16 protein-coding genes and 1 pseudogene are annotated in these 16,909 nt (G+C 70.8%); 7 read left to right on the plus strand and 10 right to left on the minus strand.

Features of this window, described 5'->3' with window-relative positions; all coding sequences use genetic code 11:
- Window positions 1–7: 7 nt before the first annotated feature.
- A complete protein-coding gene (locus ABZX40_RS09615) occupies window positions 8–1,006 on the minus strand; it encodes a nitroreductase/quinone reductase family protein (protein WP_355734063.1) in 999 nt (332 codons plus the stop codon).
- Window positions 1,007–1,226: 220 nt separating this feature from the next.
- On the opposite strand from ABZX40_RS09615, the gene ABZX40_RS09620 reads away from it, so the two are divergent.
- Window positions 1,227–1,739, plus strand: a complete 513-nt coding sequence (locus ABZX40_RS09620) for an HAD domain-containing protein (protein WP_355734066.1) — start codon at window positions 1,227–1,229, stop codon at window positions 1,737–1,739.
- A gap of 41 nt (window positions 1,740–1,780) precedes the next feature.
- On the opposite strand, the gene ABZX40_RS09625 is transcribed toward ABZX40_RS09620, so the two are convergent.
- Window positions 1,781–2,416 carry a DinB family protein gene (locus tag ABZX40_RS09625; protein ID WP_355734069.1) on the minus strand — a complete coding sequence of 212 codons (636 nt, stop codon included), beginning with the start codon at window positions 2,414–2,416 and terminating at the stop codon, window positions 1,781–1,783.
- Window positions 2,417–2,500: 84 nt separating this feature from the next.
- Window positions 2,501–3,976, minus strand: coding sequence for an FAD-dependent monooxygenase (locus tag ABZX40_RS09630; RefSeq protein ID WP_355734072.1), 1,476 nt, complete (start codon window positions 3,974–3,976; stop codon window positions 2,501–2,503).
- A gap of 294 nt (window positions 3,977–4,270) precedes the next feature.
- On the opposite strand from ABZX40_RS09630, the gene ABZX40_RS09635 reads away from it, so the two are divergent.
- Window positions 4,271–4,642 carry a VOC family protein gene (locus tag ABZX40_RS09635; RefSeq protein ID WP_355734075.1) on the plus strand — a complete coding sequence of 124 codons (372 nt, stop codon included), beginning with the start codon at window positions 4,271–4,273 and terminating at the stop codon, window positions 4,640–4,642.
- A 46-nt stretch (window positions 4,643–4,688) separates the two neighbouring features.
- Here ABZX40_RS09635 and ABZX40_RS09640 read toward each other — a convergent pair whose 3' ends face one another.
- Both ABZX40_RS09640 and ABZX40_RS09645 read right to left on the minus strand, forming a co-directional pair.
- Window positions 4,689–5,267, minus strand: coding sequence for a class I SAM-dependent methyltransferase (locus ABZX40_RS09640; RefSeq protein WP_355734078.1), 579 nt, complete (start codon window positions 5,265–5,267; stop codon window positions 4,689–4,691).
- Window positions 5,268–5,358: 91 nt separating this feature from the next.
- Window positions 5,359–6,267: an aminoglycoside phosphotransferase family protein gene (locus ABZX40_RS09645; RefSeq protein WP_355734080.1), complete on the minus strand. Its 909-nt coding sequence runs from the start codon at window positions 6,265–6,267 to the stop codon at window positions 5,359–5,361.
- Window positions 6,268–6,539: 272 nt separating this feature from the next.
- Here ABZX40_RS09645 and ABZX40_RS09650 point away from each other — a divergent pair.
- Window positions 6,540–6,827: pseudogene (locus ABZX40_RS09650) on the plus strand (IS21 family transposase); the annotation flags it as partial.
- Window positions 6,828–6,915: 88 nt separating this feature from the next.
- On the opposite strand, the gene ABZX40_RS09655 reads toward ABZX40_RS09650, so the two are convergent.
- Window positions 6,916–7,389, minus strand: a complete 474-nt coding sequence (locus tag ABZX40_RS09655) for a hypothetical protein (protein WP_355734082.1) — start codon at window positions 7,387–7,389, stop codon at window positions 6,916–6,918.
- Between the two features lie 252 nt (window positions 7,390–7,641).
- On the opposite strand from ABZX40_RS09655, the gene ABZX40_RS09660 reads away from it, so the two are divergent.
- Complete coding sequence (locus ABZX40_RS09660; RefSeq protein WP_355734085.1) at window positions 7,642–9,549, plus strand: ISL3 family transposase; 1,908 nt, start codon at window positions 7,642–7,644, stop codon at window positions 9,547–9,549.
- Between the two features lie 185 nt (window positions 9,550–9,734).
- On the opposite strand, the gene ABZX40_RS09665 is transcribed toward ABZX40_RS09660, so the two are convergent.
- Window positions 9,735–10,256, minus strand: a complete 522-nt coding sequence (locus ABZX40_RS09665) for a hypothetical protein (protein ID WP_355734087.1) — start codon at window positions 10,254–10,256, stop codon at window positions 9,735–9,737.
- A 193-nt stretch (window positions 10,257–10,449) separates the two neighbouring features.
- Here ABZX40_RS09665 and ABZX40_RS09670 point away from each other — a divergent pair, with 193 nt between their 5' ends.
- The 3 genes from ABZX40_RS09670 to ABZX40_RS09680 all read left to right on the plus strand — a co-directional run bounded on the left by ABZX40_RS09670 (window position 10,450) and on the right by ABZX40_RS09680 (window position 12,226).
- Complete coding sequence (locus tag ABZX40_RS09670) at window positions 10,450–10,935, plus strand: helix-turn-helix transcriptional regulator (protein WP_355734090.1); 486 nt, start codon at window positions 10,450–10,452, stop codon at window positions 10,933–10,935.
- Window positions 10,936–11,057: 122 nt separating this feature from the next.
- The gene (locus tag ABZX40_RS09675; RefSeq protein ID WP_355734093.1) at window positions 11,058–11,747 is read left to right on the plus strand and encodes a hypothetical protein; all 690 of its coding nucleotides are present in this window, start codon (window positions 11,058–11,060) and stop codon (window positions 11,745–11,747) included.
- A 146-nt stretch (window positions 11,748–11,893) separates the two neighbouring features.
- Complete coding sequence (locus ABZX40_RS09680) at window positions 11,894–12,226, plus strand: DUF2516 family protein (RefSeq protein ID WP_355734504.1); 333 nt, start codon at window positions 11,894–11,896, stop codon at window positions 12,224–12,226.
- Between the two features lie 141 nt (window positions 12,227–12,367).
- On the opposite strand, the gene ABZX40_RS09685 is transcribed toward ABZX40_RS09680, so the two are convergent.
- The 3 genes from ABZX40_RS09685 to ABZX40_RS09695 all read right to left on the minus strand — a co-directional run bounded on the left by ABZX40_RS09685 (window position 12,368) and on the right by ABZX40_RS09695 (window position 16,835).
- On the minus strand, window positions 12,368–13,891 hold the full coding sequence (locus ABZX40_RS09685) for a fused response regulator/phosphatase (protein WP_355734096.1): 1,524 nt from the start codon (window positions 13,889–13,891) through the stop codon (window positions 12,368–12,370).
- 293 nt (window positions 13,892–14,184) lie between these two features.
- Window positions 14,185–15,303, minus strand: coding sequence for an NlpC/P60 family protein (locus tag ABZX40_RS09690; RefSeq protein WP_355734098.1), 1,119 nt, complete (start codon window positions 15,301–15,303; stop codon window positions 14,185–14,187).
- Between the two features lie 737 nt (window positions 15,304–16,040).
- On the minus strand, window positions 16,041–16,835 hold the full coding sequence (locus tag ABZX40_RS09695) for a class I SAM-dependent methyltransferase (RefSeq protein ID WP_355734101.1): 795 nt from the start codon (window positions 16,833–16,835) through the stop codon (window positions 16,041–16,043).
- Window positions 16,836–16,909: the final 74 nt, after the last annotated feature.

Raw genomic sequence — 16,909 nt, forward strand, 5'->3', positions numbered from 1 at the left:
GCGCGGGTCAGCCCAGCAGGGGGAGCAACTGCTCCTCCTCGTAGGCCAGATGGGCCTCCAGCTCCGCCGACAGCCGCTCGACCTCGGCGCGGACGCTCAGGCTCGGGCCTCCGCCCGTGCCGCTCTCGCCCGTGCCGCCCTCCCCCGTCAGTACCGCGCTCAGCCGGTCCACCAGTTCCGCGATCCGTTCGTGCTCCTCGCGCAGCCGCGCCAGCGCCGGGGCCGCCTCGGGATGGCGGTCGGCGAGGTAGGGGAAGAGGGCGAGGTCCTCGCCGGTGTGGTGGTTGTGCAGGCCGTGGCAGAAGGTGAGGCAGTTGACGCGGAGCTGGGCACCCAGCGTCGTACCGGAGGTGTCGTCGGCCTCCGCCAGTTCCTTGCGGAGAAGGGAGAGTTCGTGGCGGAAGGCGTCGTGCACGACCTTGATCGCCTCGCCCGGCGAGGAGGCGTTGATCTGCGGCGGCCCCTGCGGCGGGACCTCCTGGAGGGCGACCACCGGGATCAGCCGGTCCGTCTTGCGCTGGTACTCGGCCCAGCCCTCGTCGCTCTCCACGGCCCGCGCCCAGGCCCGCTCCCGCTCCTCGCCGGTCAGGACGGCCGCGTCGGCCTCATAGGTGAAGGCCCCGCTCTCGATGGTCACCCGGGGATGGGCGACCAGATTGTGGTACCAGGCCGGGTTCCGGGGGGCGCCCCCGGCGCTGGCGATGACCAGGATCCGGCCGTCGCCGTCGGCGAGATAGCCGACGGGTGTGGTGTGCGGGGTGCCGCTGCGGGCCCCGGTGGTGGTGAGCAGGATCAGCCGGGCGTTCTCGAAGTAGCCCCCGACGCGGCCGTGGTGGGCGCGGAACTCGTCGATGACCTGCTGATTGAAATCGATGACCGGCTCATCGAGACCGCTGACCTGCTCATTGAGGTCGATGGCCTGCTCATCGCGATCGCTGACCAGCTCATTGACGTCGATGACCGGCTCATCGAGATCGATGGTCGGCTCATGGGTGTCGTTGGACATGCTGGGGTGTGGTCTCCTTCTCCTCTGTTTCCCCGGACGCTCACGGCGGATGTCGTCCCGCCGTACGACGGTGGAGGTGAAGAGAGGAAACGGCGGGCCCCTGGCCCGCGCCCGCCTCACTCAGAGGCCGGGCACCCAACTCTCTCGTGGCACAAGGCCGACCCGGCAGTCATACGAATGACGCTAGCGGTCCAGGCCCGGGTACGGCAACGTGGTTTCCGTGCGCCCACTGCTGTTCCTCGACGTCGACGGCACCCTGCTGCCGTTCGGGGGGCCGGGACCGTATCCGGTGTACGAGTCCGGGGGTACGGACCCGGCCGCGCATCCGCTGCTCACCCGGATCGACCCCGCCCTCGGTCACCGGCTGCGGGCGCTGGACTGCGTCCTGGTGTGGGCCACGACCTGGCTGGACGACGCCAACGAGGTGATCTCCCCCTGGCTGGGCCTGCCCCCGCTGCCCCTCCTGGACTGGCCGGAGGGGGAGGAGGAGAGGGAAGGGGAGGAGGCCGAGGCGGGGTCCGGTGGGGGTGTGCACTGGAAGACCCGGCCGCTGGTCGCCCACGCGGCGGGCCGCGCCTTCGTCTGGCTCGACGACGAGATCACCGCCGCCGACCGCGCCTGGGTCCGCGCCCACCACCCCGGCCCGGCCCTGCTGCACCGGGTGGACCACCGGCGGGCGCTGACGGAGTCCGACTTCACCGCCGTACGGGAGTGGCTGGACGGGGGCGGGTGAGGGGAGTGGCCACCGGCCACCGCGGACCGGTGGCTGTTTCGCTATACCGCTGTATCCCCCTCGGTTGTCTCCCCCTCGGGGCGGGGGTCCGCCGCCTGCCGGGCCGTGCGCTCCAGCCGGTCCCGGTACTCGGCCCACCAGGTCTCGTCGCCGTCGGTCATGCTGCCGTTGGACTCGGCCATGCCGACCTTGCCGTCGAGGAGTTCGCGCAGGATGTCGGCCTGGCCGGCGTGGCGGTCGGTGTCGGCGATCACCCGGACCGCGGCATGGTGCAAGGTGAGCCGCGCCTTGTCGGCGGGCCACCACGGCACGGTGCCGACGGTGTCCAGCGGCAGCGCGTCGAGCGTGGCATCGGCATGCCCCCAGGCCCGCCGGTACAGCCCCACGATGTCCTCGCGCGACTCATCGGCGGTGGCCCACATGTCGCCGTTGGTGGTGCCCGCGTCCAGCAGCCAGGGCAGATCCTCGCCGTGCGGGCGGCCGAAGGTGTCGCAGAGGTAGCCGAGTTCCACCCCGGCCAGATGCTTCACCAGCCCCAGCAGATTGGTGCCGGTCGGGGTGAGGGGCCGCCGCACGTCGTACTCGCAGAGCCCGTCGAGCTTCCAGAGCACGGCCTCGCGGGCGGACTGGAGATAGCGGTGGAGGTCGTCGCGGGGCGTGGTGGTGGTCGTCGTCATGGGGCCATCCTTGCCCCCGAGGCGACCGGGGCATAAGGGGTGCCGGGGCGTCAGAGGTGCGCCCCGGGTGCCCCGCGTGCGTGGCTACCGGCCGAGCGTGGTGGCGAGGGTCTCGTCCACGGTGGCGGCCAGCTTGGTGTCGTCGGTCTCGGTCCAGACATGGGCGACATGGCCGTCGGGGCGGATCAGCGCGGCGCGGACGTCGGACCACGCCTGCCGGTCGCCGATGGTCGCGCCGCCGTGCACCCGGACCCGCTCCTGGGCGCGTCCGGCGAGGGCGCCGCCGTCGGTGAGGTCGACGAGGAGATACGCGTCGGGGCGGATCAGCCCGAACAGGGTGTCGCCGCCGCCGAAGGCGAGGTCGGGGGCGCGGCTGCCGATGACCGGGTGGGCGTCGGCGTCGGGGTCGCCGTAGTGGACGCCGAGGGCGGTGAGCCGCAGGGCCAGCTGCTCGGCCAGCTCCGGTACGGAGCGGATCAGCGAGCTGAACAGGGAGCGGGCGGCGAGGCCCTGCGGGGTGAAACTGGTCAGCAGATGGGTCTGGGCGCTGCTGTGCTCTTCGAGCTGGGCGCCGACCGGGTGGCGCTCGGCGTGGTAGGTGTCGAGGAGGTCGGCGGGGGCCCAGCCGCCGAGGACGGCGGCGAGTTTCCAGCCGAGGTTGTGGGCGTCCTGGATGCCGACGTTCATACCGACGCCGCCGGTGGGGAAGTGCTGGTGGGCGGCGTCACCGGCGAGCAGGACGCGTCCGCGCCGGTACTCGGTGGCGAGGCGGGTGGTGTTGCCGAAGCGGGAGAGCCAGGAGGGGTCGCGCATCCCGAAGTCCTCGCCGGTGATGGCGATGGCCTTGGCCCGCATCTCCTCCATGGTGAGATCGCCGGGCCACTCGGTGGTCAGTCCGTCGGGACAGGTGCCGACGACCCGCCAGCGGTTGCCGGGCAGCGGGGCGATCATCAGACCGCCCTCGCCGTTGAACCGGTTGAAACCGAGGGGCGGGGCGTTGTCGAGGGCGACATCGCCCATCCAGCCGAGGACGGTGGAGGGGGTGCCGGGGAAGTCGATACCGGCGGCTTCCCGGACGGTGCTGCGGGTTCCGTCGCACCCGGCGAGGTAGGCGGCGTCGAGCGTGTAGGCGCCGTCGGGCCCTTCCACCCGTACGGTCACGGACTCCTCGTGCTCCTCGAACCCGGTGACCCGGTGCCCGCGCCGGATGTCGGCGCCGAGCCGGAGGGCGTACTGCTCGATGAGCTCCTCGGAACGGGCCTGGGGGAGCGCGAGGGTGAACGGGTACGGGGTGTCCAGCGACCGGAAGTCGAGCCGGCTGGCGAGGTTGGCGAAGTGCCCGCTGGGGATGTGCACGCCCTCGTCGAGGAACGTCCGGTGCACCCCGCGGGAGGCGAGCACCTCGATGGTGCGGGGGTGGATGGTGAGCGCCTTGGAGTGCCCGTCGATCTCGGTGCGCTGCTCGACGACGGTGACGGCGACGCCGTTCGACCGCAGCTCGGTGGCGAGCCAGAGCCCGACGGGGCCGCCTCCGGCGATGACGACATGCTGCTCGGTCATGCGCGTGCCCTTTCTCTCCCGACCGGATCTTTCTCTTGGTCGGCGACCATATTTATTCTCCGCAGTAAACTGGGTCACTGACCAAGAATCAAGATGGGGGGAGGGTGGATTTGAGGGGCGGGGGCGATGAAGCCGAGCTGAGGGATGGGTGACGGTTGGGCCAGGGGGGCTGGCGTTCAGCCGGAGGGGGCCGGATGATGATCCCCTGGTGCCCCGACCCCCCATCCCCTGATCTCCATCTCCCGATCTCCATCCCCTGATCCCCTGACCCGCCCTCGCTCGTCCGGAGGCGACATGTCCCCGCGTATGCGGCTGGCCGCGATCACGCTCGACTGCCCTGATCCGCCGGCTCTGGCGGCGTTCTACCAGCGGATCACCGGGCTGGAGCCGCACCCGAAGTCCGATGCCGAGTTCGCGGGACTCCATGGTGAGCACGGGCTCGTCATCGGCTTCCAGCGGGTCGCGGACTACCGGGCACCGAGCTGGCCCGACCAGACCGTCCCCCAGCAGCTCCATCTCTGCTTCGACGTCCACGAGGACCTGGACGCGGCCGAGGCCCGGCTGCTGGAGCTGGGCGCGGGCAGGCCGGACCACCAGCCGCACGGCGACCGGGCGCGGGTCCTCACCGATCCGGCCGGACACCCTTTCTGCATCGTCCGGCGCTGACCGACGCCCCGGTGCCCCGGCGGATGGTTGAGGCCCCCGCTCCTCCTCAGGCCCGGCGTACCGCCATCAGCAGGCCGCTCGACCAGGTCAGCCGGACGCGGCGGAAGTCCTCGCGGGCGTTCAGCTCGGCCAGTAGGCGCCGGACGGAGGTGTCATGGCCCTCCCGCCAGCCGGGCCGGGGGGTGAGGTCGTCGATCAGATAGGTCCCGCCGGGAGCCACGAGGTCCAGGGCCCGGTCGAGGTGGGTGAACTTGCCCGGCCAGGTGTCCGCGAAGACCAGGTCGAAGGGGGGCCCGTCGAAGTCCTCCAGCCAGGCGCCCGCGTCGCCGGAGGCGAAGGTCACTCGCGGGTCGGCGCCGAGTTCGTTCCGGGCGATGGCCTGGACCGTGGGGTCGCGTTCGACGGTGGTGAGGCGGGCGGCGGCGTCCATCCCGGCCAGGAGCCAGGCGGTGCCCTCGCCGACGCCGGTGCCGAGTTCGAGGATCCGGCCCGCGGGCCGTGCGGCGGACAGCGCCGCCAGCAGGCTTCCCGTGCGGTCCTCGCAGGACATCGTGAAGCCCGCGTCCCGTGCCTTGGCCCGCAGCGCGGGCAGGGCGGCCGGGAGACGGTCCGGGGTGTCGTCCATCCGCCGATGATGGGCGGCCGGGCCGGCGCGGACAAGGTCGTCCCCCGTTGCCTTTTCCGCCGCCTTTTCGTTGCCGCCGCGCGGAGGACGTTCAACGCGCGGTGGCGTCGGTGAGGATTGCCTGAAGCCGTGCCATGCACTCGGCGACGAAGGCGGGGTAGGTGTGCCAGTAGTACGAGAGCCCGCTGGCGCCGACCGCGATCGCCCAGGCGCGGGCGCGGGCCCAGGTCACATCGTCGAGGTCCGAGGCGTCCCAGTAGGCCCGCCGTGCTTGTGGCGGCAGGTCCCAGAGTGTGGAGTGCTCGGCGTCGGGAAGACCGACCGAGAGCCCTCCGAAGTCAATGACCGCGTGGAGTCTGCCGTCCCGGACCAGGAGGTTGGTCGGCTTGAGGTCGCCGTGGAGCCATACGTGAGGTCCGGCGGACTCGGGCATGGCGAGCGCAGCTCGCCACAACTGTTCCAGGGTGTCGACGTCCAGCTCAGAACCCACGATGGTCCGGCAGTCGTCGAGACACCTACTGATCCATTGGTCGCACGGCCCCAGGCTGCCTCCGCGGTACCAGCTGAGGCCATCCGCGCGAGTCGCTCCCATGAGGTCGATGCGGTGCAGCTCCCCCACGACCGCTGCCAGGTCGGTTCCGAAGGTGGGCCAGTCCTGAACGGTGTCGGGGCCGGCCACGTCACCGCCGATCCAGCGGTAGACCGACCAGACCACGGGGAAGGCGTCGGTGGGCGTCCCGGCGTGGACGGGCTCGGGAATCGGACAGGAGAGGAAGGGCGCCAGGCGAGGAAGCCATTCCTGTTCCTTCCGCACGGAATTTCCGTTGTCGGCGGTTCGTGGAAGTCGTACAAGCAGCTCATCGCCCAGTCGATACATGGTGTTGTCCGTGCCCGCGCCCGCGGGCGACAGCGGCAGGGCAGCCCACTCCGGGCGCTGTGCTCTCAGCAGAGATCGGATCAGCGCCTCGTCGACCGGGATCTCCTTCTCGTGAAGCGTCACGTCGGAAGTCTCATCGGTGGAGGGGACGGGAAGCCAGTGACTTTTCGTCGGCTCGTCGCGTATCGACATCTACCGTGCTCAGGCTCACCTGTGACTCGCAGCGATAACTGTCACCGGGCGGGGGATCTGACCTGGTGGCTTTGTTGGTCAGTTACGAGAGCGCCTGTCGCTCAGCATGGAGAGCGCCCGTTTCCACGGGAGAGTGATGTCCCCGAGTTTTGAGAGCGCCTGGGTGCTGGCATGGTTGTGCTATACGCAACGAGGGGGCCCGGGTGTTGCCGAAGTCCAAGGTCGATCTGTGCGCGGCGATCCGTCGTGATGCGAAGGCGGGTCTGTCGAGCCGTGCTCTTCAGCGGAAGTACGGTGTCGGGTTCCTGACCGTGCAGAAGGCGTTGACGTCGGCCTGGCCGGAGCGGCGGAAGAAACTTCCGCCGCGGCCGTCGCGGCTGGATCCGTACGAGCCGTTGATCGACGAGATGCTGCGGGCCGACCTGGACGCCCCGCGCAAGCAGCGGCACACGGTGAAGCGGATCTTCGAGCGGTTGCTGGACGAGCACGGTGCGATCGAACCCGGCACCGACTGCTACCGCCTCGCCAGCACCCGAGCCCAAGCGGGACGAGGAGCCGTCTGAGCGCAGTCCGCCTGCTCTATCGAAGTGGCCCGCACTCATCGACGAGCACGGTCGGCTCCGACAGGAAGACTTCGCGGTCGACGGGACCATACGCGATGTTGAACGTGTCGAGCCAGTACGACCACCCTCGGATTCCCAGGGCGCTGGTGAACCGGTAGTTCAACTGCCAGCGGACCCACTGCCCGGGAAGCAGTCGAACTGCCGGCGGCCTGCGCGCCCGAGGAGGCAAGCCGAAGAGCGGCTCCACCCGAGCCAGCACTCGGAGCCGATCACCTTCGTCCCTCAGGCTGACACCGATCTCGCGAAGGCTCTTCTGGCTCGAACGCAGCTCGAAGCCGTCACGCTCGGACATCTGGATGAAGTGGGCAAACCCAGGGGGCAGCTGAGGCAACGAGAAGCCGACCGGCACCGCGTTCCTGCGGGCAGCGGCCTCCCCGCCCCGAGACTGCTTCGTCCAGGACGACATGATCCACTGCACCGTGATGTCCACTGCGCCTGCCCTTCACCGAGAGCCTACGGTCAACATTTACTTGACGTCACTCAGATTCCGACGCAACTGCCTGCTGCCAGTTCTCGGCAACATTCCAGAGAGTCAGAGACCCAGGCCGCTCTCCGAAACCGCCTACAAACGCTCTCCGGTCTCAGGCTCTGGCTCAGGTTTTGTGGAGTTTCACGTTGAGTGGCGGTTGTGCGGTCTGGGTGGTCTTGAGGAGTTGCCCGAAAATGATCATTCCTTGGCCGGGTGTGGCTGAAGTTCAGGGCTGTGGAAGAGATCTTGCTCCCGCTGGAGGAGATGCTGTTTCCGGCGTCGGCTGATGTCGCGGTGTTGTCGCTGGATGTGGAGAACGGTGTGGTGCGGGTGGGCGTCCGGTCCACGGCGGCGGGAGCCGTGTGTCCTGGCTGTGGGGAGCGTTCGAATCGTGTGCACGGCTCCTACCAGCGGTTTCCCGCTGATGTGCCGAGTGCCGGCAGGAGGGTGCTGCTCTGCTTGCGTGTCCGTCGGTTCACCTGCGGCAACCGCGTGTGCGAACGGCGGACCTTCGTTGAGCAGATACCCGGGCTGACCCGGCGTCACGGTCAGCGGACCGAACGGCTGCGCTCCACGCTGGCTGCCGTCGGGCTCGCCCTGGCCGGCCGGGCCAGTGCGCGGTTGGCCCATGTCTTCGGGGTTCCCGTCAGCCGCAGCACGGTCCTGCGCCTCGTGGAGGCTCTGCCGGACCCCCGAAGACCGGCCCCACGCGTGGTCGGTGTGGACGAGTACGCCCTGCGCAAGGGGCGAATCTACGGAACCGTGCTGGTCGACGTCGAGACACGACGGCCGGTGGACCTGCTGCCGGACCGGGAGGCCGACACCCTCGCGGCCTGGCTGGCCCAGCGTCCCGGGATCGAACTGATCTGCCGTGACCGCGCCAACTTCTACGCCGAAGGATCCAGCCGCGGCGCCCCGCAAGCCGTCCAGGTTGCCGACCGCTGGCACCTGTGGCACAACCTCGCGGAGGCCGCCGAGAAGAGCGTCTTCCGTCACCGCGGCTGTATGCGGGCGGCGCTCACCGCGCAACCGCCGGAGAACCACCCCGACGAGACGGCGACAAAGACCCCGGAGTCGTCCTCGCCCTGGCGCACGGGCCACCGGTTCGCCGACCGTACCCGGGCGAGACACGCTGCTGTCCACGCTCTCCTTGTCGCCGGACACAGCAAACGTTCCATCGCCCGGCAACTGGGCATGGGCGGCGGCACCGTGATCCGCTCTTCCCGGGCCGCCACCCCGGAGGAACCGTTCACCGGCCAGTGGCAGAACCGCCGCAGCAGACTCGCCCCCTACAAGCCCTACCTGCACCAGCGTTGGGAGGAGGGCCACACCAACGCCTGGGCACTGTGGGAAGAGACCAGGAAACAGGGATACCCGGACGGATACGCATCCGTGCGCGACTACATCGGCACGCTACGGGTCACACCTCAGCCCGTCGGCCCGCGCCCCCCGACGGCCCGCACCGTCACCGGCTGGATCCTCACCCGCCCCGATTCGCTTCCCGAACACGAACACCTCCAGCTCAAGGCCGTACTGGCCCACTGCCCCGAACTCGATGCCCTGGCCGGACACGTCCGCGCCTTCGCCCACATGCTCACCCACCTCGAAGGCGAACAGCTTCCTCAGTGGATCGACGCCGCCGGCAGCACCGACCTGCCCAACCTCCAGCGGTTCGCCAAGGGCCTCCAACGAGACCTCGACGCAGCCATCGCCGGACTGACCCCTGCCATGGAACTCCGGCGTCGTCGAAGGACACGTCAACCGCATCAAGATGCTAAAACGCCAGATGTTCGGCCGAGCAGGCTTCCCACTTCTCCGGAAACGAGTCCTTCTCTCGTGACAGTCAGTCACGAGACCACAGCCCTGAGCCAGAGCCCGGTCTCACCTACGCAGCCACAGCTACCGATCGACGTCGACGGGCACTCCACGCACTTGCAGCCGGGCCTTCAGGAACTCCATCTCCGACAACGTCCCCACCAGACCATCGTGGCTCAGTTCCCCGACCAGTTCACGAGCCCGCGACAACGAGGCTGCTGCGACCTCCCGAAAGACCTTCAAAGCTGGGACGAGACTGGGAACCGAACCGACCAGCCGCAGTCTGACGGACCCATGCGCCGCTAGGAGAGCCACCCGAACATCATCAGGTGCTGGTCCCGGACCAGCGTGTTCGCACAGATACGTGCCACAGGACCCGCAAGAGAACTCCGAATCCCACCACAACTCATCGCGAAGGATGAACTGGTTCACCTGCCGCACCGCCATGCCGCCGCACTCACAAGGCGATGCGATCTTCGCGGTCTGACCAGTCACCCGGGCTCACCGACGTTCCACTCCTGAGGCAGATCCTCGCCGCAGAAGACGCATACGAAGTCCTCCTCTCGCACGATGTTGAGCTCCCGGCAGGAGTGGCATCGGCGAAAGACGACCTCGTGCGTGAATCCGGGCGGTCGATGGATCCCGATCCGATCCAGAGCCTTGGCCACGGCGGGCCATGAGCTGATGTCCGGGCAGTAGCCGGTCGACTGGTTGCTGACCTCCTCGACCACCCACCACCCGGACTCCTCGCGGAAGCTCATCTCACCGGCGCTCAGAACCTCTCCGCCGCCGGCACACACCACGTGCTCACTGCGACGCGGAGCCAGTCGCAGCACCCCGTCGCCATCGACGACGAACGTGAACGGCTCGGCCAACTCGTCCAGGGTCAGCGCCGAGACCCACTCGCCGAAGTCTGCCGCCGAGTGGATGCTCCGACCCTCACCACCCGCCCGGACGAACTCCTTCAGCTCAGCTGGACCCACATACCGATACCTCTGCCCCCGTGTCTCCACGCACACCAACCTAGTGGCTCACACAGCCAGGGCCTGGGGGATTACCGTTCGGCGACTACGGGCGACTGGTGACAGAAACCCCTGCGAAGTGACAGTTATCGCTGCGAGTCACACTCACCCCCCCCACGACACCCCGCACACTTTTGCAAGCGCCTGCTTGCAATAGTTAGCGGAGGTGAGGCACAGTGAAGTCATGGCATCGCTCAACGTCGGGAATCTCGGTGAGTATCTGCGCGAGCAGCGGCGTAGCGCGCAGCTGTCGTTGCGGCAGCTCGCCGAGGCCGCCGGGGTGTCGAATCCGTATCTGAGCCAGATCGAGCGCGGGCTGCGCAAGCCGAGCGCGGAGGTGTTGCAGCAGGTCGCCAAGGCGCTGCGGATCTCCGCCGAGACGCTGTACGTGCGGGCCGGGATCCTGGACGCCGAGCGCGACCCGGCCGAGGTCGAGACCCGCGCCGCCATCCTCGCCGACCCCACGCTCGACGAGCGGCAGAAGCAGGTGCTGCTCCAGGTGTACGAGTCCTTCCGCAAGGAGAACGGATTCGGCGCCGCCGAGGCGGGAGCCCCCGCCGAGGCCGAAGCCGGGGTCGACGCCGGGGCCGGAGCCCAGGCTCATGGCGATGGCGACGGTGGCGGTGACGATCTCACGCGCGATGCCGGCCCGCAGCGGAGTTCCGGATGAACCGGACCAGGGAAACTCCGGAGTCCGCCGCGGACCACCACCGACCCTCAGCCGAATCCGAATCCGCATCTGAATCCGTATCCGCATCTGAATCCGCAGCCGAATCCGGGAGGACCCTCACCATGGCCATCAGCGACGACCTGCGCAAGACCTTCAGCGACCCGACCCCCTTCTACTTCGCCGCCGGTACCGCCGACCTCGCCTACCAGCAGGCCAAGAAGGTGCCCGCGCTGGTCGAGCAGTTGCGGTCCGAGGCACCGGCCCGTTTCGAGGCCGTGCGCAACACGGACACCAAGGCTGTCCAGGAGAAGGCGGGCGCCCGCGCCAAGGAGGCCGGAGCCCGGGTCAAGGAGACCCAGGAGAACGTCCAGACCAAGGTCAACGAGTTCATCAACAGCCTCGACGGCGACCTCAAGAAGCTCGGCACCACCCTCGACGCCGATCTGAAGAAGCTCGGCGAGAGCGCCCAGGACCTCGCCCTGCGCGGTGTCGGCGTCGCCGCCGAGTACGTCGTCAAGGCGCGCGAGACCTATGAGCGGGTCGCCGAGCACGGTGAGCAGACGGTGAAGACCTGGCGCGGCGAGGCCGCCGAGGAGATCGAGGAGATCGCCGTCGCCGTCGAGCCGGTCGGCGAGCCGAAGGCCACGCCGGTCGCCGAGCCGCCCGTCACCGACTCCGCTGAGTCCGCCGAGTCCGCCGAGGGCGGGTCCGCCAAGTCCCCCAAGGCCGCCGCCGTCAAGAAGGCTCCCGCCAAGAAGGCCCCGGCCGCGCGCCGGACGACCGCGAAGAAGACCACGCCGCCCGCCAAGTGAGAGGCGTGGTTCCGGGGCGGGCCGGGCACTTACCGGGTGCCCGGTCCGTTGATCCGGGTGGCGCCGACACCGTTGGGGGTACGGTGACGGGGTAACGGTGACGGGGTAGAGACGACGATCCGATTCGGGTGGTGGACGTAGTGCTGATGCAGGGCTTCACCGGTTTCCTGTGGCTGCTGAACCTGGGATTGACCGTGTTCAGCGCCTTCGCGCTGGTCGACGCCGCCATTCGCCGCGAGGACGCCTATCGTGCGGCGGACAAGAAGACCAAGCCGTTCTGGCTGATCATCCTGGCGCTCGCCCTCGTGGTGAACCTGATCTTCGGCATCCTGTCCTTCCTGCCGATCATCGGCCTCATCGCGACGATCGTCTACATGGTCGACGTCCGGCCCGCCCTGCGCGCCCTCCCGGGCGGCGGTCGCCCCAACCGGGGCTCCAGCAGCGACGGCCCTTACGGCCCGTACAACGGCGGCAGGTAGAGACACTCTCGGGGTGTTCGGGGTGCCCGGGGCGCTTGGGGCCCCGGGGTCGCGGCTCCGGCGGGCAGTCGGTCCGCGCACCGCCCCGCCTCGCACCACACCGCCCCGCACCGCCCTATGGCAGGCGGAGCCCCCCGCCCCCTACCGCTCCAGCAACACCACAGCCACGTCATCCGTCAGCTCGCCCCCATTGAGCTGCCGCACCTCCTGCACGGCCGCCCGCAGCAGGGCCTCCCCGCGCAGCCCCTCCGCCAGCTGTCGGCGGACCATCTCGACCATGCCCTCCTGGCCCAGCCGCTCCCGGCCACCGCCGATCCGGCCCTCGATCAGCCCGTCCGTGTAGAGCATCAGGCTCCACTCCGGCCCCAGCTCCACCTGCATCCGCGGCCACCTCGCCCCGGGCAGCAGCCCCAGCGCCGGGCCGTTGTTGTCGTACGGCAGCAGCCTCGCCGGGCGGCCCGCGCGGGCGATCAGCGGGGCCGGGTGCCCGGCCAGGCACAGCCCGGCCCGGCGGCCGTCCGGTGCGATGTCGACCGTGCACAGCGTCGCGAAGATCTCGTCGTCGTCGCGCTCGTGCTCCAGGACCTGCTGGAGCGTGCTCAGCAGTTCGTCCCCGCACAGCCCGGCGAAGGTCAGCGCCCGCCAGGCGATCCGCAGCTCCACGCCGAGGGCCGCCTCGTCCGGCCCATGGCCGCAGACATCGCCGATCATGGCGTGCACCGTGCCGTCGGGCGTGCGCACGATGTCGTAGAAGTCGCCGCCCAGCAGCGCGCGGGAGCGCCCGGGGCGGTAGCGGGCCGCGAACCGCAGCGAGGAGCCCTCCAGCAGCGGCGTCGGCAGCAGCCCGCGTTCCAGGCGGGCGTTCTCCTGGGCCCGCAGCCGTCCCTCGGCGAGCCGTCGCTCGGCGGTGTCGGAACGTTTCCGCTCGACGGCGTACCGGATCGCCCGGTTCAGCAGGCGGCCGTCCAGTTCGTCGCGGAAGAGATAGTCCTGCGCGCCCACCCGTACCGCCTCGGTGCCGCGCTCGGCGTCGCCGGACGCGGTGAGCGCGAGCACGGCGTGGCGGGGCGCCAGTTCCAGGACGTCCCGCAGCACGGCCAGCTCGTCACCCCGGCCGCCGCCTTCCTGGCCAGGAAGGGAGGACGTGGCCGCGCCCGAGCCGCCGGAGGCGGGCAGCGCCAGGTCCAGCAGAATGCACTGCACATCGTGAGTGAGCAGCCGCGCGGCCTCGGTGAGATTCCGGGCCGTACGGATCCGGATCGGCTGTCCGGAGGAGTCGAGCATCTCCGGCACGATCGCCGAACCGCCCGGGTCGTCCTCGATCAGCAGCAGCGTGAGGGCTCCAGCGGCGCCGGGGTCTTTGACGGGACCGCCGCTCGCCGGACCGCCGCTCAGCAGGTCGCCGATCACCCGACCCCCGCTCGCCGGATCGCCGTCCACCGGGCCTCCGATCGCCGGATCACCGCTCACCGGGCCGAGCGGGCCGACCGGGTCCACCGTCGCCCCCTCGGGCGCGGCGCCCATGACGGACCCCATGACCGCCCCCGGGACGGAGCACGTGGGCGCTGGCGCGGACGCGGGCGCGGACGCTGACGCAGGCGTGGCGTTCGCCTGACCACTCTCCACAGCCGGGACGGCTCTCTGCCGCGGTACGGGTACGGGCATGGTCCTGGGTTCCTTCCCTCCCCCCGAGGGCACGGCGGACCGAGGGTGCTCGGTCCACCGACGGGGACCATAGCGGGTGGTGGCGCCCGATTGGAATGGTGTGAGGCACGTCGCTCGGCACGGGGCCGCTGTCATATGCCGCGATCCCTACCGCAGTTGGGCAGGGCGCCCACCTGCACGGAATGACGAAGGTCACGTCCGGCGGGGGTTTGGCCCGGACCGGGCGTGCGCCCGGTCACACGGCACCGGTCATGACCGGCCACCGTACCCGTCCGTCCCCCCGCCCGGAAGGCTCATCCCCCAGGGCGCACAACCCCCAATATCGGCATGGAACCGGCACCGGCGATCGTCACCGTCCGCCCCGGACGCGGGGAGTGGACCATCGCCCCGTCGCCCACGTACATCGCCACATGGCTGGCGTCGGAGTTGTAGATGATGAGGTCGCCGGGGCGCATATCGGCGAGGTCGACGCGGGGGAGCTGCCGCCACTGCTCCTGCGAGGTGCGCGGGATGGGCGTACCGGCCGCGGCCCATGCCTCGGAGGTGAGCCCGGAGCAGTCGAAGGTGTCCGGGCCCTCGGCGCCCCATTCGTACGGCTTGCCCAGCTGGGCCTTGGCCCAGGTCACCGCCTGCTCGCCCGCGGCGCTCGCGCCGGCGGGCAGCTCGTCGAGTATCCCGGTGTCGACCCAGGCGGTCTGGGCGCGGGCGGCGGCCCGCCGCTCCAGCTCGGCCAGGCGCTCCTTCTCCTCCTTCGCCAGCCGCGATTCCAGCTTCTCGGCGGCGGAGATCTGCTTCTCGATCTCCTTTCTCGCCGTGTCCTCGGCCTTGCGGTTGGCCTCCAGCTCGTCCCAGCCCGCGGCGGCGTCCCTGGCGTACAGCTCCAGGTCGTCCTGGGTCTGCCGGAGTTCGGTGAGGGTCTTGTCGGTGGCCCGCTCGCCCTGGAGGATGCGCCCGGCGCCGTTCAGGAACTGGCGCGGGTCGTCGCTCAGCAGCAGCTGCGCCTCGGGCGGCAGCCCGCCCGTGCGGTACTGGGCGCGGGCCGCCGCGCCCGCCCGCTCCTTCAGCTCCGCCAGCTCCTCCTCGCCCTTCTCGATCCGCTCGGCCAGCGCCGCGATCTCCTCGGACTGCTGGTCGGCCAGCTCCTCCGCCGCGTTGTACGCGTCGGTGGCCACGGCCGCGTCGTGGTACAGCGTTTCGAGCCGTTCGCGGACGGTCTCCAGCTCGGCGTCGGTCGCCGGGGCGGCGTCCGCGACCGGGTCCGGGACGGTCACCGAGGCGGGCGGGCCGCTCGGGGACGGGTCGGGGGCGGGGGCGGCCAGCGCGCCCCCCGGTATGGCCAGCACGGTCGCCGCGCACACCGCGCAGACCACCATGACCGCCGCCGAGAGTCGCCCGCGCTTGCCCGGTGCCATACCCACCATGCCCCCCAACTGATGAACCGTCAGTAATCTGCGGCGCCCGAGGGATCGTGCCACGCCGCGGCACGAAACGACAGAGGCGGTAACTGCCTCCCCCGGTCACCGCGTCGTACGACGATCTCCCCGACTTTGTGACGAACGACTCAGTCAGATCGTTCCTCGTGGCCGACTCCGCCGGGGGAACGAGAGGGAAATCCGTTACGTCCGGGACCTCAACGGCCGCCATTGCCCCACTCCGCGCCTAGCCGCCCGGCGCCGACCGGCCTCCCCTCGCGCCTAGCCGCCCGGCGCCGACCCGCCTCACCCCGTGCCCAGCCGCCCGGCACCGACCCGTCCCACCCCGCGCTCATCGGCGCGGCGCCGACGCCCTCGCCGGGCCCATCCGTTCGGGCCCGACGCCCCTCGCCGTTCCTTTGTGCGCGGCCGAAGCCCTCCGCCGTGCCCAGGGGATGTCTGACGGATCTCCGCGGCGCCTACCTGCGTGGGCCGAGCCCTCCACCGTGCCTAGCCGCCCAACGCCCACGCCCTCCGCAGTACCTGCCTACGCAGGCCGGACGCTCCCGCCGTGCCCACCCGCCCCGCGACGGTGACGCCTTTCCCGCCCGCCCGACGCCGACGCCCTCCCCCCGTGCCTACCTACGCGGCCAGACACCCCCACCCCGCGCCTACCTCCACAACCCCAACGCGCCCCACCCCGCCCACCTCCACGGCCCCGACGCACCCACGCCCACCTACCCCCGCGGCGCCAACGCCCCCCACCCCACCGTCACTTCCCCCTGCCGCCACCGCCCCGGACGGTCCATCACCGGCCAGTCGGCGGCCAGTTCGCGTACCGCCCGTATCCACCGCTGGCGGGCCCCGTACGCGGCGTAGGGCGCGGCGGCGGACCAGGCGCGGTCGAAGTCCCGCAGGAAGGCGTGCACCGGCTCACCCGGCACATTGCGGTGGATCAGCGCCTTGGGGAGCCGCTCGGCGAGGTCGGAGGGGCGCTCCAGGGAGCCCAGCCGGGTCGCGAAGGTGACCGTCCGCGGCCCCTCGGGGCCCAGCGCGACCCAGACATGCCGGCGCCCGATCTCGTCGCAGGTGCCCTCCACCAGCAGCCCGCCCGGCGCGAGCCGCCCGCACAGCCGCTCCCAGACCCCCGCCACCTCCCCCTCCTCGTACTGCCGCAGCACATTCGCCGCGCGGATCAGCAGCGGGCGCGCGGGGAGCGGGATCTCGAAGCCGCCATGCCGGAAGGACAGGCCCTCGCGCGCGTAGGGCCGTGCCGCGGCGACCCGCTCCGGGTCGATCTCGATCCCGGTGACACGGACGCCGGGCGCGGCGGTGCGCAGCCGCTGGAGCAGTTCGACCGCCGTCCAGGGAGCCGCCCCGTAGCCCAGGTCGACGGCCATCGGGTCAGCCGCGCGGCGCAGCGCGGGGCCATGGGTCGCGGCGATCCAGCGGTCCATGCGGCGCAGCCGGTTGGGGTTGGTCGTACCGCGCGTCACCGTGCCCACGGGGCGGGAGGTCGTACGGGCGGTCATGGCTACGAGGGTAAGCGCCGCCTCGGCATCCTTGGTTCTCCCGGCACCCTTGGGACTCCCGGCGCCCAAGGCAC

It is taken from the genome of Streptomyces sp. NPDC004610, from assembly GCF_040609715.1.
Classification (GTDB): domain Bacteria; phylum Actinomycetota; class Actinomycetes; order Streptomycetales; family Streptomycetaceae; genus Streptomyces.

What these genes read in the sequence shown, in the direction of transcription:
- ABZX40_RS09625 (WP_355734069.1), bottom strand. Translation starts at nt 2,416, where the DNA reads ATGACGACGACCACCACCACGCCCCGCGACGACCTCCACCGCTATCTC.
- ABZX40_RS09630 (WP_355734072.1), bottom strand. Translation starts at nt 3,976, where the DNA reads ATGACCGAGCAGCATGTCGTCATCGCCGGAGGCGGCCCCGTCGGGCTC.
- ABZX40_RS09670 (WP_355734090.1), top strand. Translation starts at nt 10,450, where the DNA reads ATGGCATCGCTCAACGTCGGGAATCTCGGTGAGTATCTGCGCGAGCAG.
- ABZX40_RS09635 (WP_355734075.1), top strand. Translation starts at nt 4,271, where the DNA reads ATGTCCCCGCGTATGCGGCTGGCCGCGATCACGCTCGACTGCCCTGAT.
- ABZX40_RS09640 (WP_355734078.1), bottom strand. Translation starts at nt 5,267, where the DNA reads ATGGACGACACCCCGGACCGTCTCCCGGCCGCCCTGCCCGCGCTGCGG.
- ABZX40_RS09680 (WP_355734504.1), top strand. Translation starts at nt 11,894, where the DNA reads ATGCAGGGCTTCACCGGTTTCCTGTGGCTGCTGAACCTGGGATTGACC.
- ABZX40_RS09690 (WP_355734098.1), bottom strand. Translation starts at nt 15,303, where the DNA reads ATGGCACCGGGCAAGCGCGGGCGACTCTCGGCGGCGGTCATGGTGGTC.
- ABZX40_RS09675 (WP_355734093.1), top strand. Translation starts at nt 11,058, where the DNA reads ATGGCCATCAGCGACGACCTGCGCAAGACCTTCAGCGACCCGACCCCC.
- ABZX40_RS09685 (WP_355734096.1), bottom strand. Translation starts at nt 13,891, where the DNA reads ATGCCCGTACCCGTACCGCGGCAGAGAGCCGTCCCGGCTGTGGAGAGT.
- ABZX40_RS09615 (WP_355734063.1), bottom strand. Translation starts at nt 1,006, where the DNA reads ATGTCCAACGACACCCATGAGCCGACCATCGATCTCGATGAGCCGGTC.
- ABZX40_RS09695 (WP_355734101.1), bottom strand. Translation starts at nt 16,835, where the DNA reads ATGACCGCCCGTACGACCTCCCGCCCCGTGGGCACGGTGACGCGCGGT.